Below are 23,069 nucleotides of genomic sequence, written 5' to 3' on the forward strand. Positions count from 1 at the left end.
GCGGCCAGGGCTCAGCCCGCAGCGAGTTCCCAGAGGTATGATTTCGGATAAATGCCGCGATTGTGGCCGTCGGAGAACGCGATGTTCAGGCCGTAGCCAAGGTCTCCGAGGCCGACGATGCCGATGCCTGGAAAATGCGCCGGGAAGCGGTCGTCGAAGCGCGCGCGCCGGCAATGCGCGCACATGCAGGACTGGCGCAGCCGTTCGGCCGACAGCACGGCAGGTCGCCGGCTCTCGTCCCGCAGCAGCAAGGATGTCAGATCGGAGCTGACCTCGCACTCTGCGATATCAGATACGGCCATGTTGTCTCCTGGTTGCGCCAAGACCTGATGGTCAGTCTAAGCGCCCGGGACGGGAGCCACCCAGCAACTAATTGCCAGCGACAGCCGAATCTCGATTCGTCATCCTCAGTCGCCGTGGTTTCGACCGTCCGACCGCCAAACTTTGCAACTAATCGACCGGCGCGGTGCTTTCGAAATTGCCGCAGCGGCTCGTTTCCGCGACATCGTCCTCATCAACCGAGGCACGGCGCATGCGCCGCGAGGAGACGAGATGAGCGCTTTTCAGACCGCCACGGTGTTGTCGGTCCGGCACTGGACCGATACGCTGTTCAGCTTCACAGCCACGCGGGATCCCGGCTTCCGCTTCCAGAACGGCCAGTTCGCGATGATCGGGCTGGAGGTCGACGGCCGGCCGCTGATGCGCGCCTACAGCATGGCAAGCGCCAATCACGAGGAGGCGCTGGAATTCTTCAGCATCAAGGTCGCCGATGGTCCGCTGACCTCCAGGCTGCAGAAGATCAGGGAGGGCGATCGCATCCTGGTCGGCCGCAAGGCGACGGGAACGCTGATCGCCGGCAATCTCATTCCGGGACGCCGGCTGCTGCTGCTGTCGACCGGGACCGGGCTCGCGCCGTTCGCCAGCCTGATCAAGGACCCCGAGATCTATGAGACCTATGACACCATCGTGCTGGCGCATGGGTGCCGGCAGGTCTCCGAGCTCGCCTATGGCGAGCAGCTCGTCGACGGGCTGCGCAGTCACGAGTTCTTTGGCTCGTTGGTCCGAGACCGGCTGCTCTATTACCCCACCGTCACCCGCGAGCCGTTCCGGAACCGCGGCCGCATCACCGACCTGATCGCATCGGGGCAGATGTTCGCGGATATCGGCGGGCCGGATCTCGACCGCGAGACGGATCGGGTGATGCTGTGCGGCAGCCCTGGGATGTTGGCCGAGCTGCAGACCATGCTGGAAGCGCGAGGCTTCACCGAAGGCAATCACAGCACGCCCGGTCATTTCGTCGTCGAGAAGGCCTTCGTCGAGCGCTGATCCCCGGCCGGGAAGAAACGCGCTCCGGCGACAACTAATTGCTATCGCCGGCCGCCCCGCTGAACAACTCTGACCAGGACCGGTGTCCCCGGCCAAGCAGGAGCTTAGAATGGCAATGGATGAAATCGTCGACGGCCTCTCGGAGGTGTCCTGCGACGTGCTGGTGATCGGTGGCGGCACGGCCGGCCCGATGGCCGCCCTGAAGGCCAAGATGAAGAATCCGAAGGCCAACGTCGTTCTGCTCGAGAAGGCCAACGTCAAGCGTTCCGGCGCGATCTCGATGGGCATGGACGGCCTGAACAACGCCGTCATCCCCGGCTACGCGACGCCGGAGCAGTACACCAAGGAGATCACGATCGCCAATGACGGCATCGTCGACCAGAAGGCGGTCTATAAATACGCCCAGAGCTGCTACGGGATCATCGAGGAGCTCGACAGCTTCGGCATCCGCTTCCTCAAGAACGAGAACGGCGATTATGCCGTCAAGAAGGTGCACCACATCGGCACCTATGTTCTGCCGATGCCGAACGGCGAGACCGTCAAGAAGGCGCTGTACCGCCAGCTGCGCCGCGCGCGCATCCTGATCTCCAACCGCTACATGGCGACGCGGCTGCTGAAGTCGAGCGACGGCCGCATTGCGGGTGCCGTGAGCGTCAACACCCGCACCGCCGAGATCCTGGTGATCAAGGCCAAGGCGGTGATCCTGTGCATGGGCGCGGCCGGCCGGCTCGGCCTGCCGACGTCCGGCTACATGTTCGGCACCTACGAGAACGCCGCCAATTCCGGCGACGGCTATGCGATGGCCTATCACGCGGGCGCGGCGCTCGCCAATCTCGAATGCTTCCAGATCAATCCGCTGATCAAGGACTATAACGGCCCGGCCTGCGCCTATGTCGCCGGTCCGTTCGGCGCCTACACCGCCAACAACGAGGACCGCCGCTTCATCGAATGCGACTATTGGTCTGGCCAGATGATGCTCGAGTTCTACAACGAGCTGCTGTCGGGCAAGGGGCCGGTGTTCCTGCAGCTGAAGCATCTGCACGATAAGACCATCGAAGAAATCGAGCACACCCTGCACAAGGTCGAACGTCCGACGCGGGGGCTGTTCCAGGAAGGGCGCGGCGTCGACTACCGCAAGGAGTCGATCGAGATGCACATCTCCGAGATCGGCTTCTGCTCCGGCCACAGCGCGTCGGGCGTGTTCGTCGACGACAATGCCCGTACCACCGTTCCCGGGCTCTACGCAGCCGGCGATATGGCGAGCGTCCCGCACAATTACATGCTGGGTGCCTTCACCAACGGCTCGTTCGCCGGGCTCGACGCGATGGAGTTCGCCGACAATCACGATTTCGGCGAGATCGACTCCGCCGAGATCGCGGTGGAGCGCGAGCGCGTGATGGCGCCGACGAAGCGGGAGGACGGCATTCCGCCGAACCAGATCGAGTACAAGACGCGCAGGCTGGTCAACGACTATCTGCAGCCGCCGAAGGTGACGCGCAAATACGAGCTCGGCATGCGCCGGCTCGCCGAGGTCCGCGAGGACATGCAGGAGCGCATGATCGCGCGCAATGCGCATGAGCTGCTGCGCGCGCTCGAGGTGCAGTCGATCATGGATTGCGCCGACATGGCCGCCCACGCCTCGCTGTTCCGCGAGGAGAGCCGCTGGGGGCTCTATCACTGGCGCACGGATTTCCCGGAGAAGGACAACGAGAACTGGTTCTGCCACACGCTGTTGAGCAAGCAGGACGGCAGGATGACCAGCGAGAAGCGGGAGGTGCAGCCCTATGTCGTGCCGATCGCGGACGACGAGAAGGACCTCTACGACAAGCAGCGCATCCGCGCCAGCGCCTGACGATCAGACGGAGAACGAGACATGCCTCTTGCAACCTATCAGACGTCGGTTCCGGTGGTGGTCGACGACGCCAAATGTATCGCCGACAAGGGCTGCACGGTGTGCGTCGATGTCTGCCCGCTCGACGTGCTCAGGATCAGCGACATGACCGGCAAGGCCTTCATGGCCTATGACGAGTGCTGGTACTGCATGCCCTGCGAGGCGGATTGCCCGACGGGCGCCGTCACCGTCAACATTCCCTATCTGCTGAGGTGATCATGGCGAGCCCGTTCGAATCCTATGACGACCTCGACGATGCCGACGAGCGCCTCGGCTCCGCCGATCCGGCGGAGCGGCGGGTCGCGATCATCGCGCTGGGGCATTCCGGTGATCCGGCTGCGGTCGCGCATCTGGCGAAGATGGTGGCCGATCCCGCTGCCGGCGTTCGGCAGCAGGTGGCGATGGCGCTCGGTGAGTTCGACGGGCCGGAGGCGGCGGAGGCGCTGGTCCAGTTGCTCGTCGATCCCGAGCGGATCGTGGCATCAGCCGCGGCCGACAGTCTCGCCGAGTTCAAGGATCCGGCATCGGCTGACGCCATCCTCCCGCTGGTCAAGCATCCGCACGCCTTCGTCCGCATGGGTGCGCTGCGTGCCCTGAAGGAGCTCAGGCGCAAGGACACGCTGAAGCCCGCGCTGGAGGCGCTGCAGGACTCCGATGCCGCGGTCCGCGTGCAGGCGATCGGCGTCATCGGCTTCCTCAAGCTGGAGGAGTCCATTCCGGCGCTGACGGCGCTGATCGGCGATTCCGACGCGCATGTCCGTCGCGCCGCGGTCAGCGCGCTGGCCTTCTCGCATATGAAGATCGCTGCGGAGACCATCACCCGTGCGCTCAAGGATGCCGACTGGATGGTGCGCGAGATGGCGGCGGAGACGCTCGGCCTCAATGTCAACGGTGCCGTCGCCGCCGACCCGTTGATTGCGTGCCTGGCGGATGAGTTCTGGCAGGTGCGGCTGAAGGCGATCCGCAGCCTCGGCCGGATGAAGATCGCCCACGCCGTGCGGCCGATCGGCCGCTGCATCACCCACGAGCAGGCCAATCTGCGCAAGGAGGCGGCCGCTGCGCTCGGCGAGATCGCCGCGCCCGATGGTGAGCCGTTCCTGGCGCTCGTCGCCGACGATCTCGATCCCGACGTGCGCAAGAACGCCAGATGGGCCCTGCATCAGATCGCAGCCAGCAAGGCGCGGGCAGGCTCCTGACGGCGATCGCCGCAGTGGCCCGCGACCGTCCGTCACGCCATCATGTCCGGAATTGCCGGGCTTTTGTCATGCAATGACGGCCCGGTCGCCTGTATTCTGATCGCTTCACATCAGGGTGCAGACCGTCATGACGAAAATTCACGTGAACGGCCGCGACTATGAGGTCGCGGCGGAGGCGGATACGCCATTGCTCTGGGTGCTCAGGGATACGCTTGGGCTGACCGGCACCAAATATGGCTGCGGCATCGCGCAATGCGGCGCGTGCACGGTCATGATCGACGGCCAGGCGACGCGGTCGTGCCAGGTGCCGCTCGACAGCATCGGCACGTCCGACATCCGCACTATCGATGCGATCGAGCAGGATGGCATCGGCCGCAAGGTCGTGGAGGCCTGGGTGGCGGACCAGGTGCCGCAATGCGGCTATTGCCAGTCCGGGCAGGTGATGGCGGCGACCGCGCTGCTCAAGCAGAATCCCAGGCCGTCCGACGCCGACATCGCCGACGCCATGACCAATCTCTGCCGCTGCGGCACGTATAACCGCATTGCTGCCGCGATCCGTCGCGCGGCCCAGGCCTGAGGAGACCTCGTCATGAATGCTTTCCTCAAGACCGATTTGTCCGCCGCGCTGCCGTTGATCTCGGCGCAGGGCGTCACCAATTTGTCGCGCCGCCGCCTGCTCGGACTCGGTGTGGGCGCCTTCGTGCTTGGCACGCTGCTGCCGGCGTTGCGCGCGGAGGCGCAGAGTGCTGGATCCGTGAAGCCCGGCACGCGCGTGCCGGCATTCCTGGTCATCGGCAAGGACAACACGATCAAGCTGCTCAGCCCCTTCGTCGAAGGCGGGCAGGGCATCAATACCGGTCTCGCCCAGATCGTCGGCGAGGAGCTCGACGTCGATCCGAGCCGCTTCGAGGTCGAGTGTGCGCCGCCCGGTCCCGACTACGCGATCATCAACGGTCTGCGGTTGACCGGTGGCAGCTTCTCGACACGATCGAGCTATGAGGTGATGCGCAAGCTCGGCGCCAGCGCGCGCGAGATGCTGATCCGGGCTGCGGCGGCCAAGCTGAACGTCAAGCCGGACACGCTGACGACCGAGGATGGTCAGGTGGTGCATGCCGCGTCGAACCGGCGCGTGTCCTATGGCGAGGTCGCCGAGCAGGCGCTTGCTTTGACGCCCGCCGACAACGTGGCGCTGCGCGATCCCGCCACCTTCCGCTACATCCGCCAGCCGATGGCGCGGCTCGATGTCCGTGCCAAATCGACCGGCAAGGCGGTCTATGCGATCGATCAGAAGGTCGATGGCATGCTTTATGCCGCCATCCAGCATGCGCCGGTGCTCGGCACCGAGCCGGAGCGCATCGGCAACGAAGCGGCCGTGAAGGCGATGCCGGGCGTCGACGCCGTGCACAGGCTGCCGGGCGCCGTCGCGGTCACGGCCGATAGCTGGTATCGCGCGCGCAAGGCGGTCGAGGCGCTGGACGTCGCGTGGTCCAAGGCGCCGGCGAGCGGCTTCGACGCGGTCGCGGCGGACTACTCCTCGGCCGGCCTGCTCGCCGCGCTGAAAGCGTCTGATGCGAGCGGCGTCTCCGCGGAGAAGGACGGCGATGTTGCGACGGCCTTTGCCGGCGCTGCCACCATCGTGGAAGCCGAGTACGACGCGCCCTATCTCGCGCATGGCCAGCTGGAGCCGCCGTCGTCGATGGCGCGCCTCAATCCCGACGGCTCGCTCGAATTGTGGGTGCCCAACCAGATGCCGGAGCTGTTCCAGGGCATCGCCGCCAAGCTCGCCGGCATCGCGCCGGACAAGGTGATCCTGCATTCGCCGATGCTCGGCGGCTTCTTCGGCCGCCACTTCGCCTATGGCTCGTCCAATCCGTTCCAGCAGGCGATCCTGCTGGCGAAGGCGACGCAGCGTCCGGTCAAGGTGCTGTGGTCGCGCGAGGAGGAGTTCAAGATGGACGCGCTGCGCCCCTTGAGCTTCAGCCGCTTCAAGGCGGCGCTCGACAAGGATGGCAAGCCCACAGCGATCCAGGTGCGCACCGTCGGCGAGGGGCCGATGGGCCGCTGGTTCGGTGTCACCGCCGGCGGCAAGGTCGACAGCTCCGCGGTCGAGGGCATCGTCGAGAAGCCCTATGCGATCCCCCATCGCAGCATGGAATATGCGAAGTTCGCGCACCCCGTGACCATCGCGTTCTGGCGCTCGGTCGGCCACTCCATGAACGACTATTTCTACGAAGGCTTTCTTGACGAGATCGCCGATGCCGGCAAGCAGGATCCATATCAGCTGCGCCTTGCGTTGCTGAAGGACAGGCCGCGGCATCTGAAGCTGCTGGAGACGGTGGCGAAGATGTCGGGCGGGTGGAAGCGTGGGCCTTATGAAGCCGACGGCGGCAAGCGCGCGCGCGGCGTGGCGCTGGCCTCGCCGTTCGGCTCCGAGACGGCGACCATCGCCGAGGTCTCGCTGAAGCAAAGTGAGGTGCAGGTCCACAATCTCTGGATCGCGTTCGATCCCGGCAGCATCGTCAATCCCGCGATCGTCAAGTCGCAGGTGGAGTCGGCGGCGGCGCTCGGCCTGTCGGCGGCGCTGTTCGAGGAGCTCGTCTACAAGGACGGCGTCCGGCAGTCGCATAATTTCGACGACTATCCGATCCTGTCGCGCAGCGCGATGCCGAAGGTCACGGTCGAGATCATCGAGAGCGGCGCGCCCATGGGCGGCGTCGGCGAGCCGGGCCTGCCGGGAATTGCGCCGGCGGTGGTCAATGCCGTCGCTGCGCTGACCGGCCGGCACGTGCGCAGCCTGCCGCTGGCGAAGGCGAAGCTCGGCGTTTGATACAAGTCTGCCATTCAGAAAAGTCTGCATCCCGGCACAGCGTGCCGGGATGCTTTGTCATCAGCGCGTGAGAAATCTGTCCACTTCGGCCGCGAAGTCGTCGATCTCCTGAAACAGGAAGGCGTGGCCGGCGTCCGGATACAGCACGAGCTTGGCGTCGGGCGCCTGCTGCGACAGCACGTAGGAGCGGTAGGCCGGCAGCATCACGTCGTGCGCGCCATTCGCGACCAGCATCGGCATGGGCAACTCCTTCGCCCGATGCAGCACGCCGGGCCAGGTCGAGATCGCCTTGACCTGGGCCATGAACGAGGCCGCCGTCACCTTTGGCCCGAGCTGCGGCTGCGTGGCGATGCGCGCCAGCGACGCGCGTCCGGCGGCCACCGCCGTTTCGGTTTCAGGATAAAACAGAAACAGGAAATCGTCCGGTCCGTTCTCCGGCTTGGTCATCACCTGTGCGACGCGCGGATGCGCCTGTGGTCCGTCCGCGATCGGACCGGGGCTCGATCCGGCAACGATCAGCCGGCGCACCAGATGCGGCGCGTCGAGCGCGAGCTGCTGGGCGACCACGCCGCCGAGCGACCAGCCGAGCACGTCCGCCTGGCCGAGGCCGAGCAGACTCATCAGTTCGGCCGCAACGGTCGCGATGCCGCCGATGCTGTCCGGCACCTCGCCCTCGGAGCGGCCGATCCCTGAGCTATCGAAGCGGATCACACGGCGCTCGGCCGCGATCGCCTCGATGAAGGCGGGGTCCCAATCGTCCATGGTGCCGCGAAAGCGCTGCAACAGCAGCAGCGGCACGCCGGCGGCTGGGCCGTCCTCGCGCCAGGCGAGCTTGCCGCGTGAGGTGGCCAGCCAACGGATGGTGACGTCGTCGCTCATGATCTCTCTCCTCGGTACGTCCGATGAGACGAGAGCGTAGGAGAGGCGAGCTACGCCTCAAACGACGCAGAAGCGTCGATTCAGGACACGTCACCTGCTGCTTCCCCAGGCTCGCCGTCGATCAGCCGCAGGCTGCGGCGCAGACTCTGCGGCGGCTGGCCGAAGAAGCGCAGGAAGGCGCGGCGCATGCGGTCGCGATCGGCAAAGCCGGTGTCGCGAGCCACGAGATCCATCGAATGGCGACCATCCTCGAGCATGGCCTTGGCCGCCTCGAGCCGCAGACGCTCGACGGCCTTGGCCGGCGATTGTCCGGTCTCCTCGCGGAAGATGCGGCTGAACTGGCGCGGGCTCAGGCTGGCGGCCTCGGCGAGCTCCTCGACGCTCAGCGGGTTGCGCAGGTTTTCCTTGGCATAAGTGAGCGCACGGCGCACGCGGTCGGAGCGCGGCTCGAGTTCCAGCAACGCCGAGAATTGCGACTGTCCGCCGGGACGGCGGTGATAGACGACGAGGCGCCGCGCCACGGCGCGCGACAACTCGGCGCCGTGATCGTCCTCGATCAGCGCCAGCGCGAGGTCGATCGCCGCGGTCATGCCGGCCGATGTCCAGATGTTGCCGTCGGACACGAAGATGCGGTCGTCGTCGACGCGGACCGTGGGGAAACGCTGCTGCAGCGCGCTCGCATGGGCCCAATGCGTGGTCGCGCTGCGGCCGTCGAGCAGGCCGGCCTCGGCCAGCAGGAACGCGCCGGTGCAGACCCCGGCGACGCGGCGGCACTTCTCACCGGCCTCCGTAATATAGGCGCGCAGCGCGGGACTCGCCGGCCGCGGCAGCAATTCGCCGACGACCATGAGCGTGTCGGGAAAATCGCCCAAGGGCTGGGTGTCGATGCGCACGCCCAAGGTCGAGCGGATCGGGCCGCCATGCTCGGACATGATGTTCACGCGATAGATCTGCTCGCCTTTCTGGATGTTGGCGAATTCGAACGCGGTCGAGGCCGCAACGCCCATGATCTGGAAGCCGTCCTCCATGATGAAGCCGATCTGACGCAACGCGATACCTTTCGTGTCTCGATTTGCCGTTTATATGTCGTTTGAGACATATAGGCCCAGCGCTACCTTCTCGCAACGCAACAAGCTCCGTCTCTGGCGGACACGAGAAGGGAAATCCTGCCATGACCAGCCAGACCAAAGGCACCGTCCTCATCACCGGCGCCTCCTCGGGCATCGGCGCCGTTTATGCCGAGCGGTTCGCTGCGCGCGGCCATGATCTCATCCTGGTCGCCCGCAACCAGGATCGCCTGAACGCGATCGCCGACAAGCTGGCGACGCGCCACGGCGTCAAGGTGAAGACGCTGGTCGCCGACCTCACGGCGCGCGACGATCTCGCCAAGGTCGAGGCGGTTTTGACGGCCGACGCCTCGATCACCCACCTCGTCAACAATGCGGGCTTCGGCAGCGCCGCGCCGCTGGCCAGCGCCTCCGTCGATGAGATGGAGAAGATGGTCGCGATCAACGTGACGGCGCCGCTGCGGCTGACCTACGCGGCCGTGCCGCAATTCGTCGCGCGCAAGCAGGGCACCATCATCAATATCGCCTCCATCGTCGCGATCGGGCCGGAGGTTTTGAACGGCGTCTATGGCGGCACTAAATCCTTCGTGCTCGCCTTCAGCCAGTCGCTGCGAAAGGAGCTCGCCGGCACCGGCGTGCATGTCCAGGTCGTGCTGCCCGGCGCGACCGGCACCGAGTTCTGGGACATCGCCGGTCTGCCGGCGAGCAACCTGCCAAAGGAGTGGGTGATGACACCTGCCGATCTGGTCGACGCCGCGCTGCGCGGGCTCGATCGCGGTGAGTTCGCCACCGTGCCCTCGCTCGCCGACGGCGCGGAGTTCGACGCCTGGGAAGCCGCGCGGCAGGCCATGCTGCCGCATCTGTCGAGCGCGGAGGTTGCCGAGCGTTATCGCTCCTGATGCGAGTTGGGCTCAGCCATGCGCTGGGCCCAACCGACAATCCGGTGAAGACATCATCGGGCTCTGCGCTCCGGCCCGGAGTCGGACGAGCGCGCAGACGTTCGTCTTGCTAGTCTTCCTGACACTATCGACAACCATCGGAGCAAACGCCATGAACCCGCAGGGGCTGATCACGCTGCCAAGCCAGAACGATCCAGGCACGACGATGCGCAAGCTGCAGGACGCGGTCAGAGCGAAGGGTATGACGATCTTCGCCCACATCGATCATGCGGCCGGCGCTGCCGAAGTCGGGATGACGCTGCGCCCCACGGATCTGCTGATCTTCGGCAGCGCCAAGGGCGGAACGCCGCTGATGCAGGCGGCGCAGAGCATCGGCATCGATCTGCCGCTGAAGATCCTGGTCTGGCAGGATGCCGAGGGACGGACCTGGCTGTCCTACAACGATCCGGCCTGGCTGGCGCAGCGACATGGCGGGCCGGCGGGTGCGGAGGGCGCGGTGCAGGCCATGAGCGGCGCGCTCAAGGCGATCGCCGGCACCGCGACGTCAGCAGAGTAGAGCCGCGCGATGCCGGTCATTCCCTGGAGGTCGTTGTGGCGAGAGATGGTGTCGGGCGCGCGCACGATGGGCGTCGGGGCCTATCTGCTCGTCGGCGCGCTGGTGCTGATGCTGGTGGCGGTGATCGTCGTCGCCATTCTCGGATGGTCGTCCGCGGAAGGCACTGACGTGCCGTCGTCGGGCTATGCTGCGCTCGCCATCGGCGTGGTGTTCTCCATGGTCTGCGGCGTCGGGCTGATGGTTTTGGTGTTTTATAGCAGCCGGGCCGGCTATGACGAGCCGCCGAAGCTCGTTGCGGACACGACAGACGACGAGCCCGGATCGGAGCGTAATGCATTTTCCCGTCGGAGTGATCGATGACCGCGCGCATAGTCAAGCTTCCGCTGATTCCGGCGTCCTTCTTCGGCATCGTGCTCGGCATCATCGGGCTCGGCAACAGCTGGCGCGCGGCGCATCAGCTGTGGGGATTGCCGGCCGACATCGGGGAAGTCCTGATGGCGGTGGGCGTTGTCGTCTGGGCCGTCATTGTCTTGTTCTATGCGGCGAAGTGGATCTTCTCCGCCGATGCGGCTCTGTCGGAGGCACTGCATCCGGTCCAGTGCTGCTTCATTGGACTGGCCGGTGTCTCGACCATGCTGGTCGCGATCGCGGCACAGCCCTATCACCAGACCGCCGCGCTTGTCGTCTACGCCATCGGTCTCGTCTTCACGCTCGGCTTCGCGCTATGGCGCACCGGTCAATTGTGGCGCGGCGGCCGCGATCCTGCAGCCTCGACGCCGGTGCTGTACTTGCCGACGGTGGCAGGATCTTTCGTCACGGCGATCGGGGCAGCGGCGCTGGGCTTTGCTGATTGGGGTCGTCTCGCCTTCGGTGCAGGACTGTTTTCCTGGCTGGCGGTGGAGTCGGTCCTGCTGCACCGGCTGTACACGGCCGATGCGTTGCCGGCCACGATCCGTCCGACTCTGGGAATTCAGTTGGCGCCGCCGACCGTCGGCGCGCTGGCCTATCTCAGCGTGACCGAGGGGCAGCCCGACATGGTGGTCAGCGCGCTGATCGGCTATGGCATGCTGCAATTGCTGCTGCTCGTCCGGCTGCTGCCATGGATCCTGGAGCATCGGCTCTCGGCATCCTATTGGGGCTTCTCGTTCGGCCTGACCGCGCTTGCCAGTTCGTTACTGAAGATGGTGATCCGCGGCGACCATGGACCTGCCGCGACGCTGGCGCCGATCGTGTTCGTGTTCGTGAATCTCGTCATCGGGGCGCTGGTGCTACGCACGCTCTGGCTTCTCGTCTCAGGCCGGATTCTCGCGCCGCCTGTCGCTGCTCCGCAGCAGGCTTGAACCGAGCGGCCGTGGGCTCGCGTCATCTCGCTATTGCGTCGCGACCTGCTGATAACCGGATGCTATAGCCGCTAGCTCAAATCCGTATTTCCGCTCACGGCAGGCCCTCACTTAGCTTCAAGCTCCAAAATACGCTCGAACGCGGCACGCGGGCCTTTGGCTTCGACGTGCCGGACAGAAGGCGCGCAGATCCAATCTGCCGCCGTGATCGAGCCGGGGTGAAGCGACAAGGGCTTAAGGCAGCGGATGCGCGCGTGGTCTCATTATTTCAACCAGGAGCGCATCGTCTTCGCGCTCACGGTGCTGCTGCTGATTGTCTTCGCTCTGACGTTGCCGAAATTCCTGGCGCCAAGCAATCTGCTGTCATTGGTTCGTAGCGTTGCCGTGCTCGGAATTCTCGGGCTCGGCATGCTGATCGTCGTGCTCGGTCGCGGCATTGATCTGTCGCTGGTCGCAACGATGGCGATCTCGGTGGCGTGGAGTCTCCAGCTCGCCGCCAGCGGCATGTCGATGGCCAGCGCGATGGGCGTAGGATTGCTGCTCGCGCTCGGCATGAGCCTCGTCACGGGCATCCTGATCGCTTATGCCGAGATCCCGTCGCTGTTCGGGACCCTGGCGATGGCGACGTTCGTCTACGGCTTCGGTCGCGCCCATCTGATCACCGGCACCGACGTCGTCTATTTGCCGCCCAACATCGGCGCGGTCGCGAGCCTCGGGCACGGCGCGCTGTTCGGCATTCCCATGCCGATCGTGGTTGCCGCCGTCGTGGCGCTGATCGCCTATCTGTTCCTGCGCTACACCAAGCCGGGGCGCTTCATCTATGCGATCGGCGACAACCTCGCGAGCGCGCGGATCGGCGGCGTGCCGGTGCGTCCGATTCTCGTCGCGCAATATGTCATCGCCGGCGGCATTGCCTTCGTCGCCGGCCTCGTGACTGCGACCTCGGCGGAGGCGATGAACACCCGCGTCGTCAATTCCAACATGATCTACGACGTCATCCTCGTGGTCGTGCTCGGCGGCGTCGGCCTGTCCGGCGGCCGCGGCAATGTCCGGAACGTGATCGTCGGCGCGCTGCTGATCGGCGTGCTGATGAACGGCATGACGATCATGGACGTGCAGTACACGATTCAGAACGTCGTCAAGAGCCTGATCCTGCTGCTCGCCATCGTCGTCGACAGCATCGTCAATCCCCGCGACGAGCAGACGGGACAACAGGGCGACATCTGAAGCCCCAACCAACGTGCCTCAATCAACAAAATCGGAGGAGACCACCTTGAAGACCCTGCATCGCCTGGCCCTTGCGGCCACCGCATTCGCTAGCATTGCCGCAGCCGCCGTCGGCGCTCGCGCCGACGACATGAACGATCCCTATCGCCAGCCGGCGCTGGATGCGCTCAAGGGCAAGTCGATCGTCTATCTGCCGATCTCGATCGGCTTCGATCTGGCCCAGGCCTGGGGCGGCGTCGTCAAGACCGAAGCCGAGCGCTACGGCATGAAGTTCAAGTCGCAGGACCCGAACTGGAACACCGGCGCGATGGCGCAGGGCCTGACCTCGCTGGTCGCCGAGAAGCCGGACGTCATCGTGACGCAGAACCCGGACCTGCAGTCGCTGGCGCGCCTGCTCAAGCAGGCCAATGCCGCCGGTATCGTCGTGATCCAGATGAACATGCAGGGCGCGGTGCAGACCGATGCTTTCGTCGGTCCCGACTTCATTTCGATGGGCGAGCAGGCCGCCAAGATGGTGGTCGCCAAATGCGGCAAGGGCACCGAGACCTCGCACAAGGTGTCGATCGTGCAGGGCGTGCTGACCGGCGGCGTCAGCTACTACCAGGTGCAGGGCATCAAGAAGGTGTTCGACGCCAATCCCGAGATCAAGGTGGTGTCGAGCCAGGCGGCCGACTGGGACGCCTCCAAGGCGCGAGCCATCACCGAGACGGTGCTGCAGCAGAATCCGGATCTGTGCGGCGTGATCGACGTCTGGGATGGCCAGGGCGTCGGCACCGGCGCTGCCATCAAGCAGGCCGGCAAGCAGGACCAGGTCTACTTCGTAACCTCCGGCGGCGGCGCGCAGAGCATGTGCGATCGCTTGGCCGACGGCACCTTCTCGGCCGCGATCAACTATGACGCGCCGGGCATGGGCCGCGACGCCTTCACCGCGATCTCCGCGGTGCTGCAGGGCAAGCAGAAGGCCGGCACGGTCAAGTTTCAGCTGTATTCGCCGACCCGCGTCATGACCAAGGCCGACGTCAAGGCCGGCACCTGCTGGGATCCCGAGCAGTACGCCAAGCTGCTGCGCTGATCTACGTCATCCATGCGTGGCCGCCTGATTGGGCGGCCACGCGCTCTCTCTGATTTTGACCTTAGCGACTGCGTGCAGAGGCTCCTTTGGCGTCGACCAGTACATTTACGAAGCTGAGATATCGCTTCATCCCGGACCACGTCATCGGCGAGCTGCTCTCGAAGAAGTGGATCGACAACGCGATCCCGTTCCTGGTGCTGCTGTGCGTGATCGCTGTCTTCGGATCGCTGATCCCGAACTTCTTCACGGGCGCCAATCTCGCGATCAGCGCGCGTGAACTCGGCGAGTTCGGCCTCGTCTGCATGGCGATGATGATCGTCATCGTCGTCGGTGGCATCGACCTCAGCGTCGGCTCGAATTTCGCGCTCGGCAATTTCCTGACACTTGCGCTGCTCAACCTCGGCGGCTGGCCGGTCGGGCTCGCGATCCCCGCGGTGGTGCTGGTCTGCGGCGGCGTCGGGTTGCTCAACGGCTATCTGATCGGCTTCCTGCGGCTGCGCGCTTTCCTCACCACGCTGGTGACCTTGATCATCGTGCGTGCCATCGTCGACATGCTGCTGTTGAAATACGCGCAGGCGATGTCGGTCAGCTTCTACCAGTCCGATGTCTGGGACGTCATCGGGCTCGGCGGCTTCGCCGAGGTGCCGTCGAGCTTCATCGTCCTGGTGTTCGTCGCGCTGATCGGCCATGTGCTGCTGACGCGCAGCCGTCCCGGCTGGCGCATGATGGCGATCGGCGGCTCGCGCCGCTCGGCGCATAACATTGGCCTGTCCGTGCGCGGCATGGTCTGCGCCGCCTACACGATTTCCGGCATGCTGTGCGGCCTCGCCGGCGTGCTCTATGCCGCGCGGCTGAGCGGGGCAGGCACGGATACCGGCATGGGCCTGGAGATCTCGGCACTGACCGCGGCCGTGCTCGGCGGCAACAGCCTCGGTGGCGGCCGCGGCTCGGTGGCGAAAGCGCTGATCGGCGCGGTCATCGTTCTCGTCATGACCAACGGCGTGTTGCGCATCGGCCTCAACAGCGGCTCCGGCCCGATGGTGCTCGGCCTGACCCTGCTGCTTGCCGTGTTCATCGACGTGCGCTGGCTCAAGAACCGCGACAAGCTGCTGTCCAAGGTCTACGTGTCGCCGACCTATGTCGAGCTGCCGGCGCCACGCTCGACCTCGGCGGAGACGGGCGGGGCGTTCGCGCTCAACGACCGGCTCGGTGCCGTCGAGATCATCGGCCTCGGCGAGGTGGAGTCGCCGGAGGACGTCATCCTCGATGACGAGGACTACCTCTATTGCGGCACGCGCCATGGCGACATCGTCCGCTTCGCGCCCCCGGACTACAAGAATTGGGAGGTCTATGCCCATATCGGCGGCTCGCCGCTCGGCATGGCGTTCGACCGCACGGGCGACCTGCATGTCTGTGTCGGCGGCATGGGGCTCTACAAGATCGACCACGCGCGCAACGTCAGCAAGGTCACCGACGAGACCAACAGATCGACCTTTTCCATCGTCGACGATTCCCGGCTGCGGCTCGCCGACGATCTCGACATTGCGCCCGACGGCCGGATCTATTTCAGCGAAGCCACGATCCGCTACGAGATGCACGATTGGCCGGTCGATGCGCTGGAGAGCCGCGGCAATGGCCGCATCATCTGCTACGACCCGAACAGCGGCAAGACGCATACGGCGCTGCGCAACCTGATCTTCCCGAACGGCGTCTGTCTCGCCCATGACGGCCAGTCGGTGTTGTTCGCCGAGAGCTGGGCCTGCCGCGTCAGCCGTCTGTGGATTTCCGGTCCAAAGGCAGGGCAGGTCGAGCGCGTGCTCGACGCGCTGCCCGGCTATCCCGACAACATCAACCGCGCCTCCGACGGCTCCTATTGGTGCGCGATCATGGGCATGCGCTCGCCGGCGCTCGATCTCGCGCTGCGCATGCCCGGCTTCCGCCGCCGGATGGCGCGCCGCATCGCGCCCGACCAGTGGCTCTATCCCAACCTCAACATCGGCTGCGTGATCCGCTTCAACGACAAGGGCGAGGTGCTGGAGTCGCTGTGGGATCAGGGCGCCAAGAACCACCCGATGATCACCTCGATGCGCGAGCACCGCGGCTATCTCTATCTCGGCGGCATCACCAACAACCGCATCGGCCGCATCAAGCTCGATCACGCCGATCCGAACTGGAGCGCCATGCGCAGCTATTGGGGGCGGGCATGAGCGCGTTGGTCGGAAGCTGGCTGGAGCGTTTCCTCGGACGCGGCCGCGCCGCGGTGACCGTGCCGCCGCTGGATGGCGCGCTGAAGCCGAATAATCGTCTGGAAGATGCGCCGCGCGGCATCGCGAGCGCCGCGCCGGACAATCTGGTCGTGTGCGATGGCGCGATGTTCTGGTCGAGCGGTGTCAGGCTGTTTCGCGCAGCCGACGGCGCCGAGGCGGAGGCCGTCGCGACGCTCGATGGGACCATCTCGGCGCTGGCAGTTTCACCGCGGGGGCAGATCGCGGTGGCCTGCGACGGCAAGGGCGTTTCGATCCTGGCGCGTGACGGCTCGGTCACCAATGCCGGTCGGCGCAGCGGCTGGCCGACGGCCTGCATCACCGCGGTGAGTTTCGTCGATGAGGCGACCCTCGTCGTCTGCGTCGGCTCGGTCGAGACCGGGCTTGATGCCTGGCAGCGCGACCTGATGGAGCATCGCCGCGCCGGTGAGGTGTGGAAGCTCGATCTCGTGAAGCGGGAGGCCAAGCGGCTGGCCGCCGGGCTCGGCTATCCCAATGGCGTCGTGGTCGCGGCCGATCAGTCGCTGATCGTCAGCGAGGCCTGGGATGTCCGGTTGGTGCGCCGCGCGGAGGATGGCCGCGAGCTCGCTGTCGTGGTCGACGATCTGCCCGGCTATCCCGGCCGCATCGCGCCCTCCGCGCGCGGCGGCTATTGGCTCACCGTGTTCGCGCCGCGCAGCCCGCTGATCGAGTTCGTGCTGCGCGAGGACGACTATCGCCGCGCGATGCTGGCCGAGGTGCCGCCGGCCTATTGGATCGCGCCGGCGCTGCGCAGCGGCATCTCGTTCCACGAGCCGATGCAGGGAGGCGCCTTGAAGCAGATGGGCATTCTCAAGCCGTGGGCGCCGACCTTGTCCTATGGACTCCTCATCGAGCTCGACGCCAATTTCGTGCCGCTGCAGAGCCTGCACAGCCGCGCCGGCGGCAAGCGCCACGGCATCACGTCGGCGGTGGATGTGAATGGACGTCTCTGGCTGACCGCCAAGGGCGGCGACGAGATCATCGCGATCGATCGCGTGGGCCGGGAGGGGAAGTGATGCAGCCGGTCGTCGAACTCAAGAACGTCACCAAGGAATTCCACGGCATTCCGGCGCTGCGCAACATCTCGTTCGATCTGCGGCCGGGCGAGGTCCACGCGCTGCTCGGCGAGAACGGCGCCGGCAAGTCGACGCTGACCAAGATCATGGCCGGTGTCTACGAGGTCACCAGCGGCGAGCTGATCGTCAATGGCGCGAAGGTCTCGTTCAAGACGCCGGCCGAGGCGCTGCGCAACGGCATCGCGATGGTGTTCCAGGAGACCAGCCTGGTGCCGTCGCTCACGGTGGCGCAGAACATCTATCTCGGCAACGAGAAGTTCCTGAACCGGCTGCGCGGCATCTACATCGCCGCCCAGCAGTTCCTGCAATCGCTCAATTTCGGCGTCGATCCGACGATGTATGTGTCGCAGCTCGGGGCGGCGCAGAAGCAGATGGTCGAGATCGCGCGCGCCGTCCACCACAAGGCGCGCGTCATCATCTTCGACGAGCCGACCGCGACACTGACCCCGGAGGAGAAGCATCACTTCTTCGCACTGGTGAAGCGGCTGAAGCGCGACGGCGTCTCGATCATCTTCATCTCGCACGCGCTGGAGGAGGCACTGTCGATCTCCGACCGCATCACCATCATGCGCGATGGCCAGCATGTGGTGACCGACGATGCGAAGAACTTCGACCGCGACAAGATCATCACCGCGATGGTCGGCCGCACCCTGTCGGACGAGCTCTACGGCAAGGCGGGTGACGAGCACGCCACGCGGCCCTATGGCCGCAAGATGCTGAGCGTCCAGAACCTGTCGATGGGCCGCATGGTCCGCAACAATTCGTTCTCGGTCTATGCCGGCCAGATCACCGGCATCTTCGGCCTGATCGGCTCGGGGCGCACGGAGACCGCCAAGATCATCTCCGGCGTGGTGAAGCGCGACTTCTTCCATGGCGGCGAGGTCAAGCTGGACGGTCGCTCGGTGCGCTACCGCGTGCCGCGCCAGGCGGTGCGCGACGGCATCGTCTACGTCACCGAGGACCGCAAGATCGAGGGCTTCTTCGAGACCAAGTCGATCGCCGAGAACATCTATCTCAATCTCGTGGCCGCCGATCTCAACAAGAGCGTGGTCATCTCCTACGCCGAGATGATGGATCTGGCGGCGACCTGGACCAAGCGGCTCAACGTGCGCGCCATCAGCAACGCCGCGCGCGTGGTCGAGCTGTCCGGCGGCAATCAGCAGAAGGTCGTGATCGCGCGCTCGCTGGTGCAGGAGCCGAAGCTCGTCATCTTCGACGAGCCGACGCGCGGCGTCGACGTCGGCGCCATCGCCGAGCTGCACCACGTCATCAACGAACTGGCGGATGCCGGGCTCGCGGTGGTGGTGATCTCGTCCTACCTGCCGGAAATCCTCAACCTCGCCGACCGCATCCTGGTGTCGCGCCAGGGCCGTGTCGTCGAGGAGTTCTCGGCCGACGAGGCGACCGAGGAGAAGATCATGTACGCGGCCGTCCACTGAGCGACAGGCCGCAGAGTTCAAGGGAATAACATCATGAAGATCAGGGCCGCCGTTCTCGAGGACATGGGCCTCGCCGGACCCTATGCATCGTCGCGTCCCCTCCGGATTCAGGAGGTCGAGCTCGACGGTCCAGGTCCCGGTGAGGTGCTGGTGCGCATCGCCGCCGCCGGCCTGTGCCACTCCGATCTCTCGGTGATCAATGGCGACCGTCCGCGCCCGCTGCCGATGGTGCTGGGTCACGAGGCGTCGGGCGTGGTCGAGGAGGTCGGCGCCGGCGTCGATGATCTCGTGCGCGGCGATCACGTCGTCTGCGTGTTCGTGCCGAGCTGCGGCCATTGCGCGCCATGTGCGCAAGGGCGGCCGGCGCTGTGCGAGCCGGGCGCCGAGCACAACGGCAAGGGCGATCTGCTCAGCGGCGGCTTCCGGCTGCATCGCGCCGAGGAGAGGGTGCATCATCATTGCGGCGTGTCGTGCTTCGCCGAATACGCCACGATGTCGCGCCGCTCGCTGGTGAAGGTGCAGAAGGAGGTGTCGCTGCACATCGCAGCCCTGATAGGCTGCGCGGTGCTGACGGGCACCGGCGCCGTCTTCAACGGCGGCGATGTCGGGCCCGGCGGCAAGGCGGCGATCATCGGGCTCGGCGGCGTCGGGCTCGCCGCAGTGATGGGCGCAGTCGCGATCGGCGCGGAGAGCGTGATCGCGATCGACATGTTCGAGCCGAAGCTCGCGCTGGCGCGCGAGCTCGGCGCGACCCACACCTTCCATGGCGCCGATCCCGATCTGGTTGCGAAGGTGAAGGAGGCGACCAAGGGCGGTGTCGATGCCGCGCTGGAATTCGCCGGCTCCGTGAAGGCGCTGGAGATGAGCTACGCCATCACCCGGCGCGGCGGCACCACGGTGACCGCCGGACTGCCGAACCCCAAGGCGGTACTGTCGCTGCCGGCCGTGTCCTTGGTCGCCGAGGAGCGGACCTTGAAAGGCAGCTATCTCGGCTCCGGCGTGCCGTCGCGCGACATCCCGCGCTTCCTCGGCCTTTATCACCGTGGCCGCCTGCCGGTGGACAAGCTGCTGACCCATCGCATCAAGCTCGACGACATCAACGCCGGCTTCGATCGCCTCGCCGACGGCAGCGCGATCCGCCAGGTCGTGGAATTCAACCGAGAGATTTTCACATGAGCAGGATTGAGCCGATGCGGCGCTATCAATGTTTCATCGACGGCCAATGGCATCAGCCGGCGTCCGGCGACTATTTCGAAAGCTTCGATCCGTATCTGGCTCAGCCGTGGGCCCTGATCCCGAAATGCGACGCTCGCGATGTCGACCTGGCCGTGGGCGCGGCGCGCCGTGCGCTGGAGCAGGGCGAGTGGGCCAACATGCACCCGTCGCAGCGCGGCCAGCTGCTGCGCCGGTTCGGTGATCTGATCGCGCGCGATGCCGATCAGCTCGCCGCCGTCGAGGTGCAGGACAACGGCAAGCTCTATGCGGAGATGCGTGGCCAGGTCGGCTACATCCCGCAATGGTTTCATTATTTCGGCGGGCTCGCTGACAAGATCGAAGGCGCGGTCGTTCCGATCGACAAGCCCGACATGTTCACCTACACGCGCCATGAGCCGGTCGGCGTGGTCGCGGCGATCACGCCGTGGAATTCGCCGCTCTTGCTCGCGACGTGGAAACTGGCGCCGGCGCTCGCGGCCGGCTGCACCATCGTCATCAAGCCGTCGGAGTTCACCTCGGCCTCGACGCTCGAATTGATGCGGCTGGTCGAGGAGGCGGGCTTTCCGGCGGGCGTGCTCAACGTCGTCACCGGCTTCGGCGCCGACGTCGGCCAGCCGCTGACGAGCCACAAGGGCGTCGACAAGATCGCCTTCACCGGTGGCGAGAATTCCGGCCGCCACGTGCTGCGCAACGCGGCGCAGACCTTCAAGCGCACCACCCTCGAGCTCGGCGGCAAGTCGGCGCAGCTGGTGTTCCCGGATGCCGACCTCGACAACGCGGTGAAGGGTGTGGTGTCCGGCATCTTTGCCGCGACAGGCCAGACCTGCATCGCCGGCTCGCGCCTCCTGGTGCATGAGAGCATCCACGACGCGTTCCTGGAGAAGTTCGTCGCGCTCGCGCAGACCGCGCGCATGGGCGATCCGATGAACATGGACACGCAGGTCGGTCCGGTGACGACGCAGCCGCAATATCAACGCGTGCTGTCCTGCATCGCGATGGCGCGCGAGGAGGGCGCCGAATGCGTGATGGGCGGCAAGCCGGCCAACCGTCCGGAATGCGGCCAGGGTTGGTTCGTCGAGCCGACTGTGTTCGCGGGCGTCCATAACGCGATGCGGATTGCGCAGGAGGAGGTGTTCGGGCCGGTGCTCTCGGTCATCAAGTTCCGCGAGGACGACGAGGCCTTTGCGATCGCCAACGACACGGCCTACGGCCTGGCCGCCGGCGTCTGGACCAACGACCAGCGCCGCGCCTTCACCGCAGCCAAGCGGCTGCGTGCCGGCACGGTCTGGACCAACACCTATCGCGCCGTCAGCTACATGGCGCCGTTCGGCGGCTTCAAGGCCTCCGGCATCGGCCGGGAGAGCGGGCAGGAGGCGATCATGGAATATCTGGAAACGAAATGTGTCTGGATGTCTTATGGCAAGGATGTGCCGAACCCGTTCGTGATGCGTTAGCCCGCCGCAACCGGAAGCGATGAGGGACGATGGCTGCCGACTTCGAGGGACTGCTGGTTGTTTCGATCGAGCAGGCGGTGGCGGCAGCCTACGCCTCGTGCAAGCTGGCCGACGCCGGCGCGCGCGTCATCAAGATCGAGCGGCCCGAGGGGGACTTCTCCCGCGATTACGATCATTTCGTCCATGGCGAGAGCGCCTATTTCGTCTGGCTCAATCGCGGCAAGGAGTCGATCGCTCTCAACCTCGCCGACGACGGCGACAAGGCGGTGCTGGCTTCGATGCTGGCGCAGGCCGACGTCTTCATCCAGAACCTGGCGCCAGGGGCGATCGACCGGCTCGGCTTCTCGATGCAGGGCCTGCGGGCCAAGCACGAGCGGCTGATCACCTGCGCCATCTCGGGCTATGGCGACGAGGGGCCGCTGCGCGACGCCAAGGCCTATGATCTGCTGGTGCAGGGCGAGAGCGGGCTCGCCAACATCACCGGCAACGAATATGGCGCGGCGCGCGTTGGCGTCTCCGTCTGCGACATCAATGCCGGCATGACGGCGACCCAGGCGATCTTCCAGGCGCTGTATGCGCGTGAGCGCACCGGCTGCGGCCGCCACATCTCGGTGTCGCTGTTTCATGCGATGGCCGACTGGATGAACGTGCCGTATCTGCAATATGCCTATGGCGGCGTGCCGATCGGCCGGGTCGGGCTGCATCATCCGACCATCGCCCCCTATGGCAGCTATGCCTGCGGCGGCGGCCGCTCGATCCTGATCGCGATCCAGAACGAGCGCGAATGGGTGATCCTGTGCCGCGACGTGCTGAAGCGACCGAGCCTCGCCACCGATCCGCGCTTTCTGAACAATGGCGAGCGCGTCAAGAACCGCGCGGCGCTCGATGCCGAGATCGGGCCGATCCTGCTGAGCATGGACCTCGATCGCGCGATCAAGTTGCTCAGCGACGCGCGGCTCGCCTTCGGGCGGGTTTCGACCCTGGCCGATTTCGCCGAGCATCCGCAGAACCGCTATGTCGAGATCGATACGCCGACAGGGCCTGTGGTGCTGATGGCGCCCGGCGCGGTCGCCGATGGACAGGTGCCCGCGTTCGGACCGATCCCGGCGCTCGATGCGCATGGCGAGCGGCTGCGGCGAGAATTCGCGCCCAAGCCGCAGGACTAGAGCAACGCCGCCTCTGCGAGCGAGCCCACGCGTGGCCTGCAATACGCCTGCGCGAGGGGCTCGCTTGACAGCCTCCTGATGCCGCTGATCTATAGCGTTCCTTGATCGTGTGTATGCCGACCATAGCGAAAAGTTATGGCGGACATACAGGAAT

Annotated in this window: 21 protein-coding genes; 18 read left to right on the forward strand and 3 right to left on the reverse strand. The window is 65.9% G+C overall.

Annotated features, from left to right (window positions below):
* Positions 1-11: 11 nt before the first annotated feature.
* Positions 12-302 (reverse strand): gamma-butyrobetaine hydroxylase-like domain-containing protein, encoded by a 291-nt coding sequence (locus tag BRAD285_RS10890; RefSeq protein WP_006609936.1) that lies wholly within the window; start codon positions 300-302, stop codon positions 12-14.
* Between the two features lie 250 nt (positions 303-552).
* On the opposite strand from BRAD285_RS10890, the gene BRAD285_RS10895 reads away from it, so the two are divergent.
* From BRAD285_RS10895 to BRAD285_RS10920, 6 genes are all read left to right on the forward strand, one after another.
* A complete protein-coding gene (locus BRAD285_RS10895) occupies positions 553-1,326 on the forward strand; it encodes a ferredoxin--NADP reductase (RefSeq protein ID WP_006609937.1) in 774 nt (257 codons plus the stop codon).
* Between the two features lie 109 nt (positions 1,327-1,435).
* A complete protein-coding gene (locus BRAD285_RS10900; RefSeq protein ID WP_006609938.1) occupies positions 1,436-3,178 on the forward strand; it encodes a fumarate reductase/succinate dehydrogenase flavoprotein subunit in 1,743 nt (580 codons plus the stop codon).
* Between the two features lie 21 nt (positions 3,179-3,199).
* Positions 3,200-3,433, forward strand: a complete 234-nt coding sequence (locus BRAD285_RS10905) for a ferredoxin family protein (RefSeq protein WP_006609939.1) — start codon at positions 3,200-3,202, stop codon at positions 3,431-3,433.
* Between the two features lie 2 nt (positions 3,434-3,435).
* Positions 3,436-4,413, forward strand: a complete 978-nt coding sequence (locus tag BRAD285_RS10910; protein ID WP_006609940.1) for a HEAT repeat domain-containing protein — start codon at positions 3,436-3,438, stop codon at positions 4,411-4,413.
* Positions 4,414-4,540: 127 nt separating this feature from the next.
* Positions 4,541-4,990, forward strand: coding sequence for a (2Fe-2S)-binding protein (locus tag BRAD285_RS10915; protein WP_006609941.1), 450 nt, complete (start codon positions 4,541-4,543; stop codon positions 4,988-4,990).
* 12 nt (positions 4,991-5,002) lie between these two features.
* Positions 5,003-7,240 carry a molybdopterin cofactor-binding domain-containing protein gene (locus tag BRAD285_RS10920; protein ID WP_006609942.1) on the forward strand — a complete coding sequence of 746 codons (2,238 nt, stop codon included), beginning with the start codon at positions 5,003-5,005 and terminating at the stop codon, positions 7,238-7,240.
* A 60-nt stretch (positions 7,241-7,300) separates the two neighbouring features.
* Here the strand turns inward: BRAD285_RS10920 and BRAD285_RS10925 are convergent, their stop codons facing one another.
* Both BRAD285_RS10925 and BRAD285_RS10930 read right to left on the reverse strand, forming a co-directional pair.
* On the reverse strand, positions 7,301-8,119 hold the full coding sequence (locus BRAD285_RS10925) for an alpha/beta fold hydrolase (RefSeq protein ID WP_006609943.1): 819 nt from the start codon (positions 8,117-8,119) through the stop codon (positions 7,301-7,303).
* An 80-nt stretch (positions 8,120-8,199) separates the two neighbouring features.
* Positions 8,200-9,168, reverse strand: a complete 969-nt coding sequence (locus tag BRAD285_RS10930; RefSeq protein WP_006609944.1) for a GlxA family transcriptional regulator — start codon at positions 9,166-9,168, stop codon at positions 8,200-8,202.
* A 122-nt stretch (positions 9,169-9,290) separates the two neighbouring features.
* Between BRAD285_RS10930 and BRAD285_RS10935 the strand changes: the two genes are divergently transcribed.
* The 12 genes from BRAD285_RS10935 (at position 9,291) to BRAD285_RS10990 (ending at position 22,915) form a co-directional block, all read left to right on the forward strand.
* Positions 9,291-10,085: an SDR family oxidoreductase gene (locus BRAD285_RS10935; RefSeq protein WP_006609945.1), complete on the forward strand. Its 795-nt coding sequence runs from the start codon at positions 9,291-9,293 to the stop codon at positions 10,083-10,085.
* A gap of 151 nt (positions 10,086-10,236) precedes the next feature.
* Positions 10,237-10,641, forward strand: a complete 405-nt coding sequence (locus BRAD285_RS10940; protein ID WP_006609946.1) for a DUF302 domain-containing protein — start codon at positions 10,237-10,239, stop codon at positions 10,639-10,641.
* A gap of 48 nt (positions 10,642-10,689) precedes the next feature.
* On the forward strand, positions 10,690-11,001 hold the full coding sequence (locus BRAD285_RS10945) for a hypothetical protein (RefSeq protein WP_175345154.1): 312 nt from the start codon (positions 10,690-10,692) through the stop codon (positions 10,999-11,001).
* Positions 10,998-11,981 carry a dicarboxylate transporter/tellurite-resistance protein TehA gene (tehA, locus tag BRAD285_RS10950; RefSeq protein ID WP_006609948.1) on the forward strand — a complete coding sequence of 328 codons (984 nt, stop codon included), beginning with the start codon at positions 10,998-11,000 and terminating at the stop codon, positions 11,979-11,981. Before BRAD285_RS10945 ends, tehA begins: the two co-directional genes overlap by 4 nt.
* A 246-nt stretch (positions 11,982-12,227) precedes the next feature.
* Entirely contained in the window at positions 12,228-13,208 is a 981-nt protein-coding gene (locus BRAD285_RS10955) for an ABC transporter permease (RefSeq protein WP_006609949.1), read from the forward strand.
* A 46-nt stretch (positions 13,209-13,254) separates the two neighbouring features.
* Positions 13,255-14,280: a sugar ABC transporter substrate-binding protein gene (locus BRAD285_RS10960; protein WP_006609950.1), complete on the forward strand. Its 1,026-nt coding sequence runs from the start codon at positions 13,255-13,257 to the stop codon at positions 14,278-14,280.
* An 86-nt stretch (positions 14,281-14,366) separates the two neighbouring features.
* Positions 14,367-16,487, forward strand: a complete 2,121-nt coding sequence (locus BRAD285_RS10965; protein ID WP_006609951.1) for an SMP-30/gluconolactonase/LRE family protein — start codon at positions 14,367-14,369, stop codon at positions 16,485-16,487.
* Entirely contained in the window at positions 16,484-17,581 is a 1,098-nt protein-coding gene (locus BRAD285_RS10970) for a strictosidine synthase (RefSeq protein ID WP_006609952.1), read from the forward strand. Before BRAD285_RS10965 ends, BRAD285_RS10970 begins: the two co-directional genes overlap by 4 nt.
* A complete protein-coding gene (locus BRAD285_RS10975) occupies positions 17,581-19,080 on the forward strand; it encodes a sugar ABC transporter ATP-binding protein (RefSeq protein ID WP_006609953.1) in 1,500 nt (499 codons plus the stop codon). The genes BRAD285_RS10970 and BRAD285_RS10975 overlap by 1 nt, the downstream gene beginning before the upstream one ends.
* 33 nt (positions 19,081-19,113) lie before the next feature.
* Positions 19,114-20,256 carry a zinc-dependent alcohol dehydrogenase family protein gene (locus BRAD285_RS10980; protein WP_006609954.1) on the forward strand — a complete coding sequence of 381 codons (1,143 nt, stop codon included), beginning with the start codon at positions 19,114-19,116 and terminating at the stop codon, positions 20,254-20,256.
* A 14-nt stretch (positions 20,257-20,270) separates the two neighbouring features.
* On the forward strand, positions 20,271-21,749 hold the full coding sequence (locus BRAD285_RS10985) for an aldehyde dehydrogenase (protein WP_006609955.1): 1,479 nt from the start codon (positions 20,271-20,273) through the stop codon (positions 21,747-21,749).
* A gap of 29 nt (positions 21,750-21,778) precedes the next feature.
* Positions 21,779-22,915, forward strand: a complete 1,137-nt coding sequence (locus tag BRAD285_RS10990) for a CaiB/BaiF CoA-transferase family protein (RefSeq protein WP_006609956.1) — start codon at positions 21,779-21,781, stop codon at positions 22,913-22,915.
* Positions 22,916-23,069: the final 154 nt, after the last annotated feature.

Origin of the sequence: Bradyrhizobium sp. ORS 285, from assembly GCF_900176205.1 — a bacterium.
GTDB lineage: Bacteria > Pseudomonadota > Alphaproteobacteria > Rhizobiales > Xanthobacteraceae > Bradyrhizobium.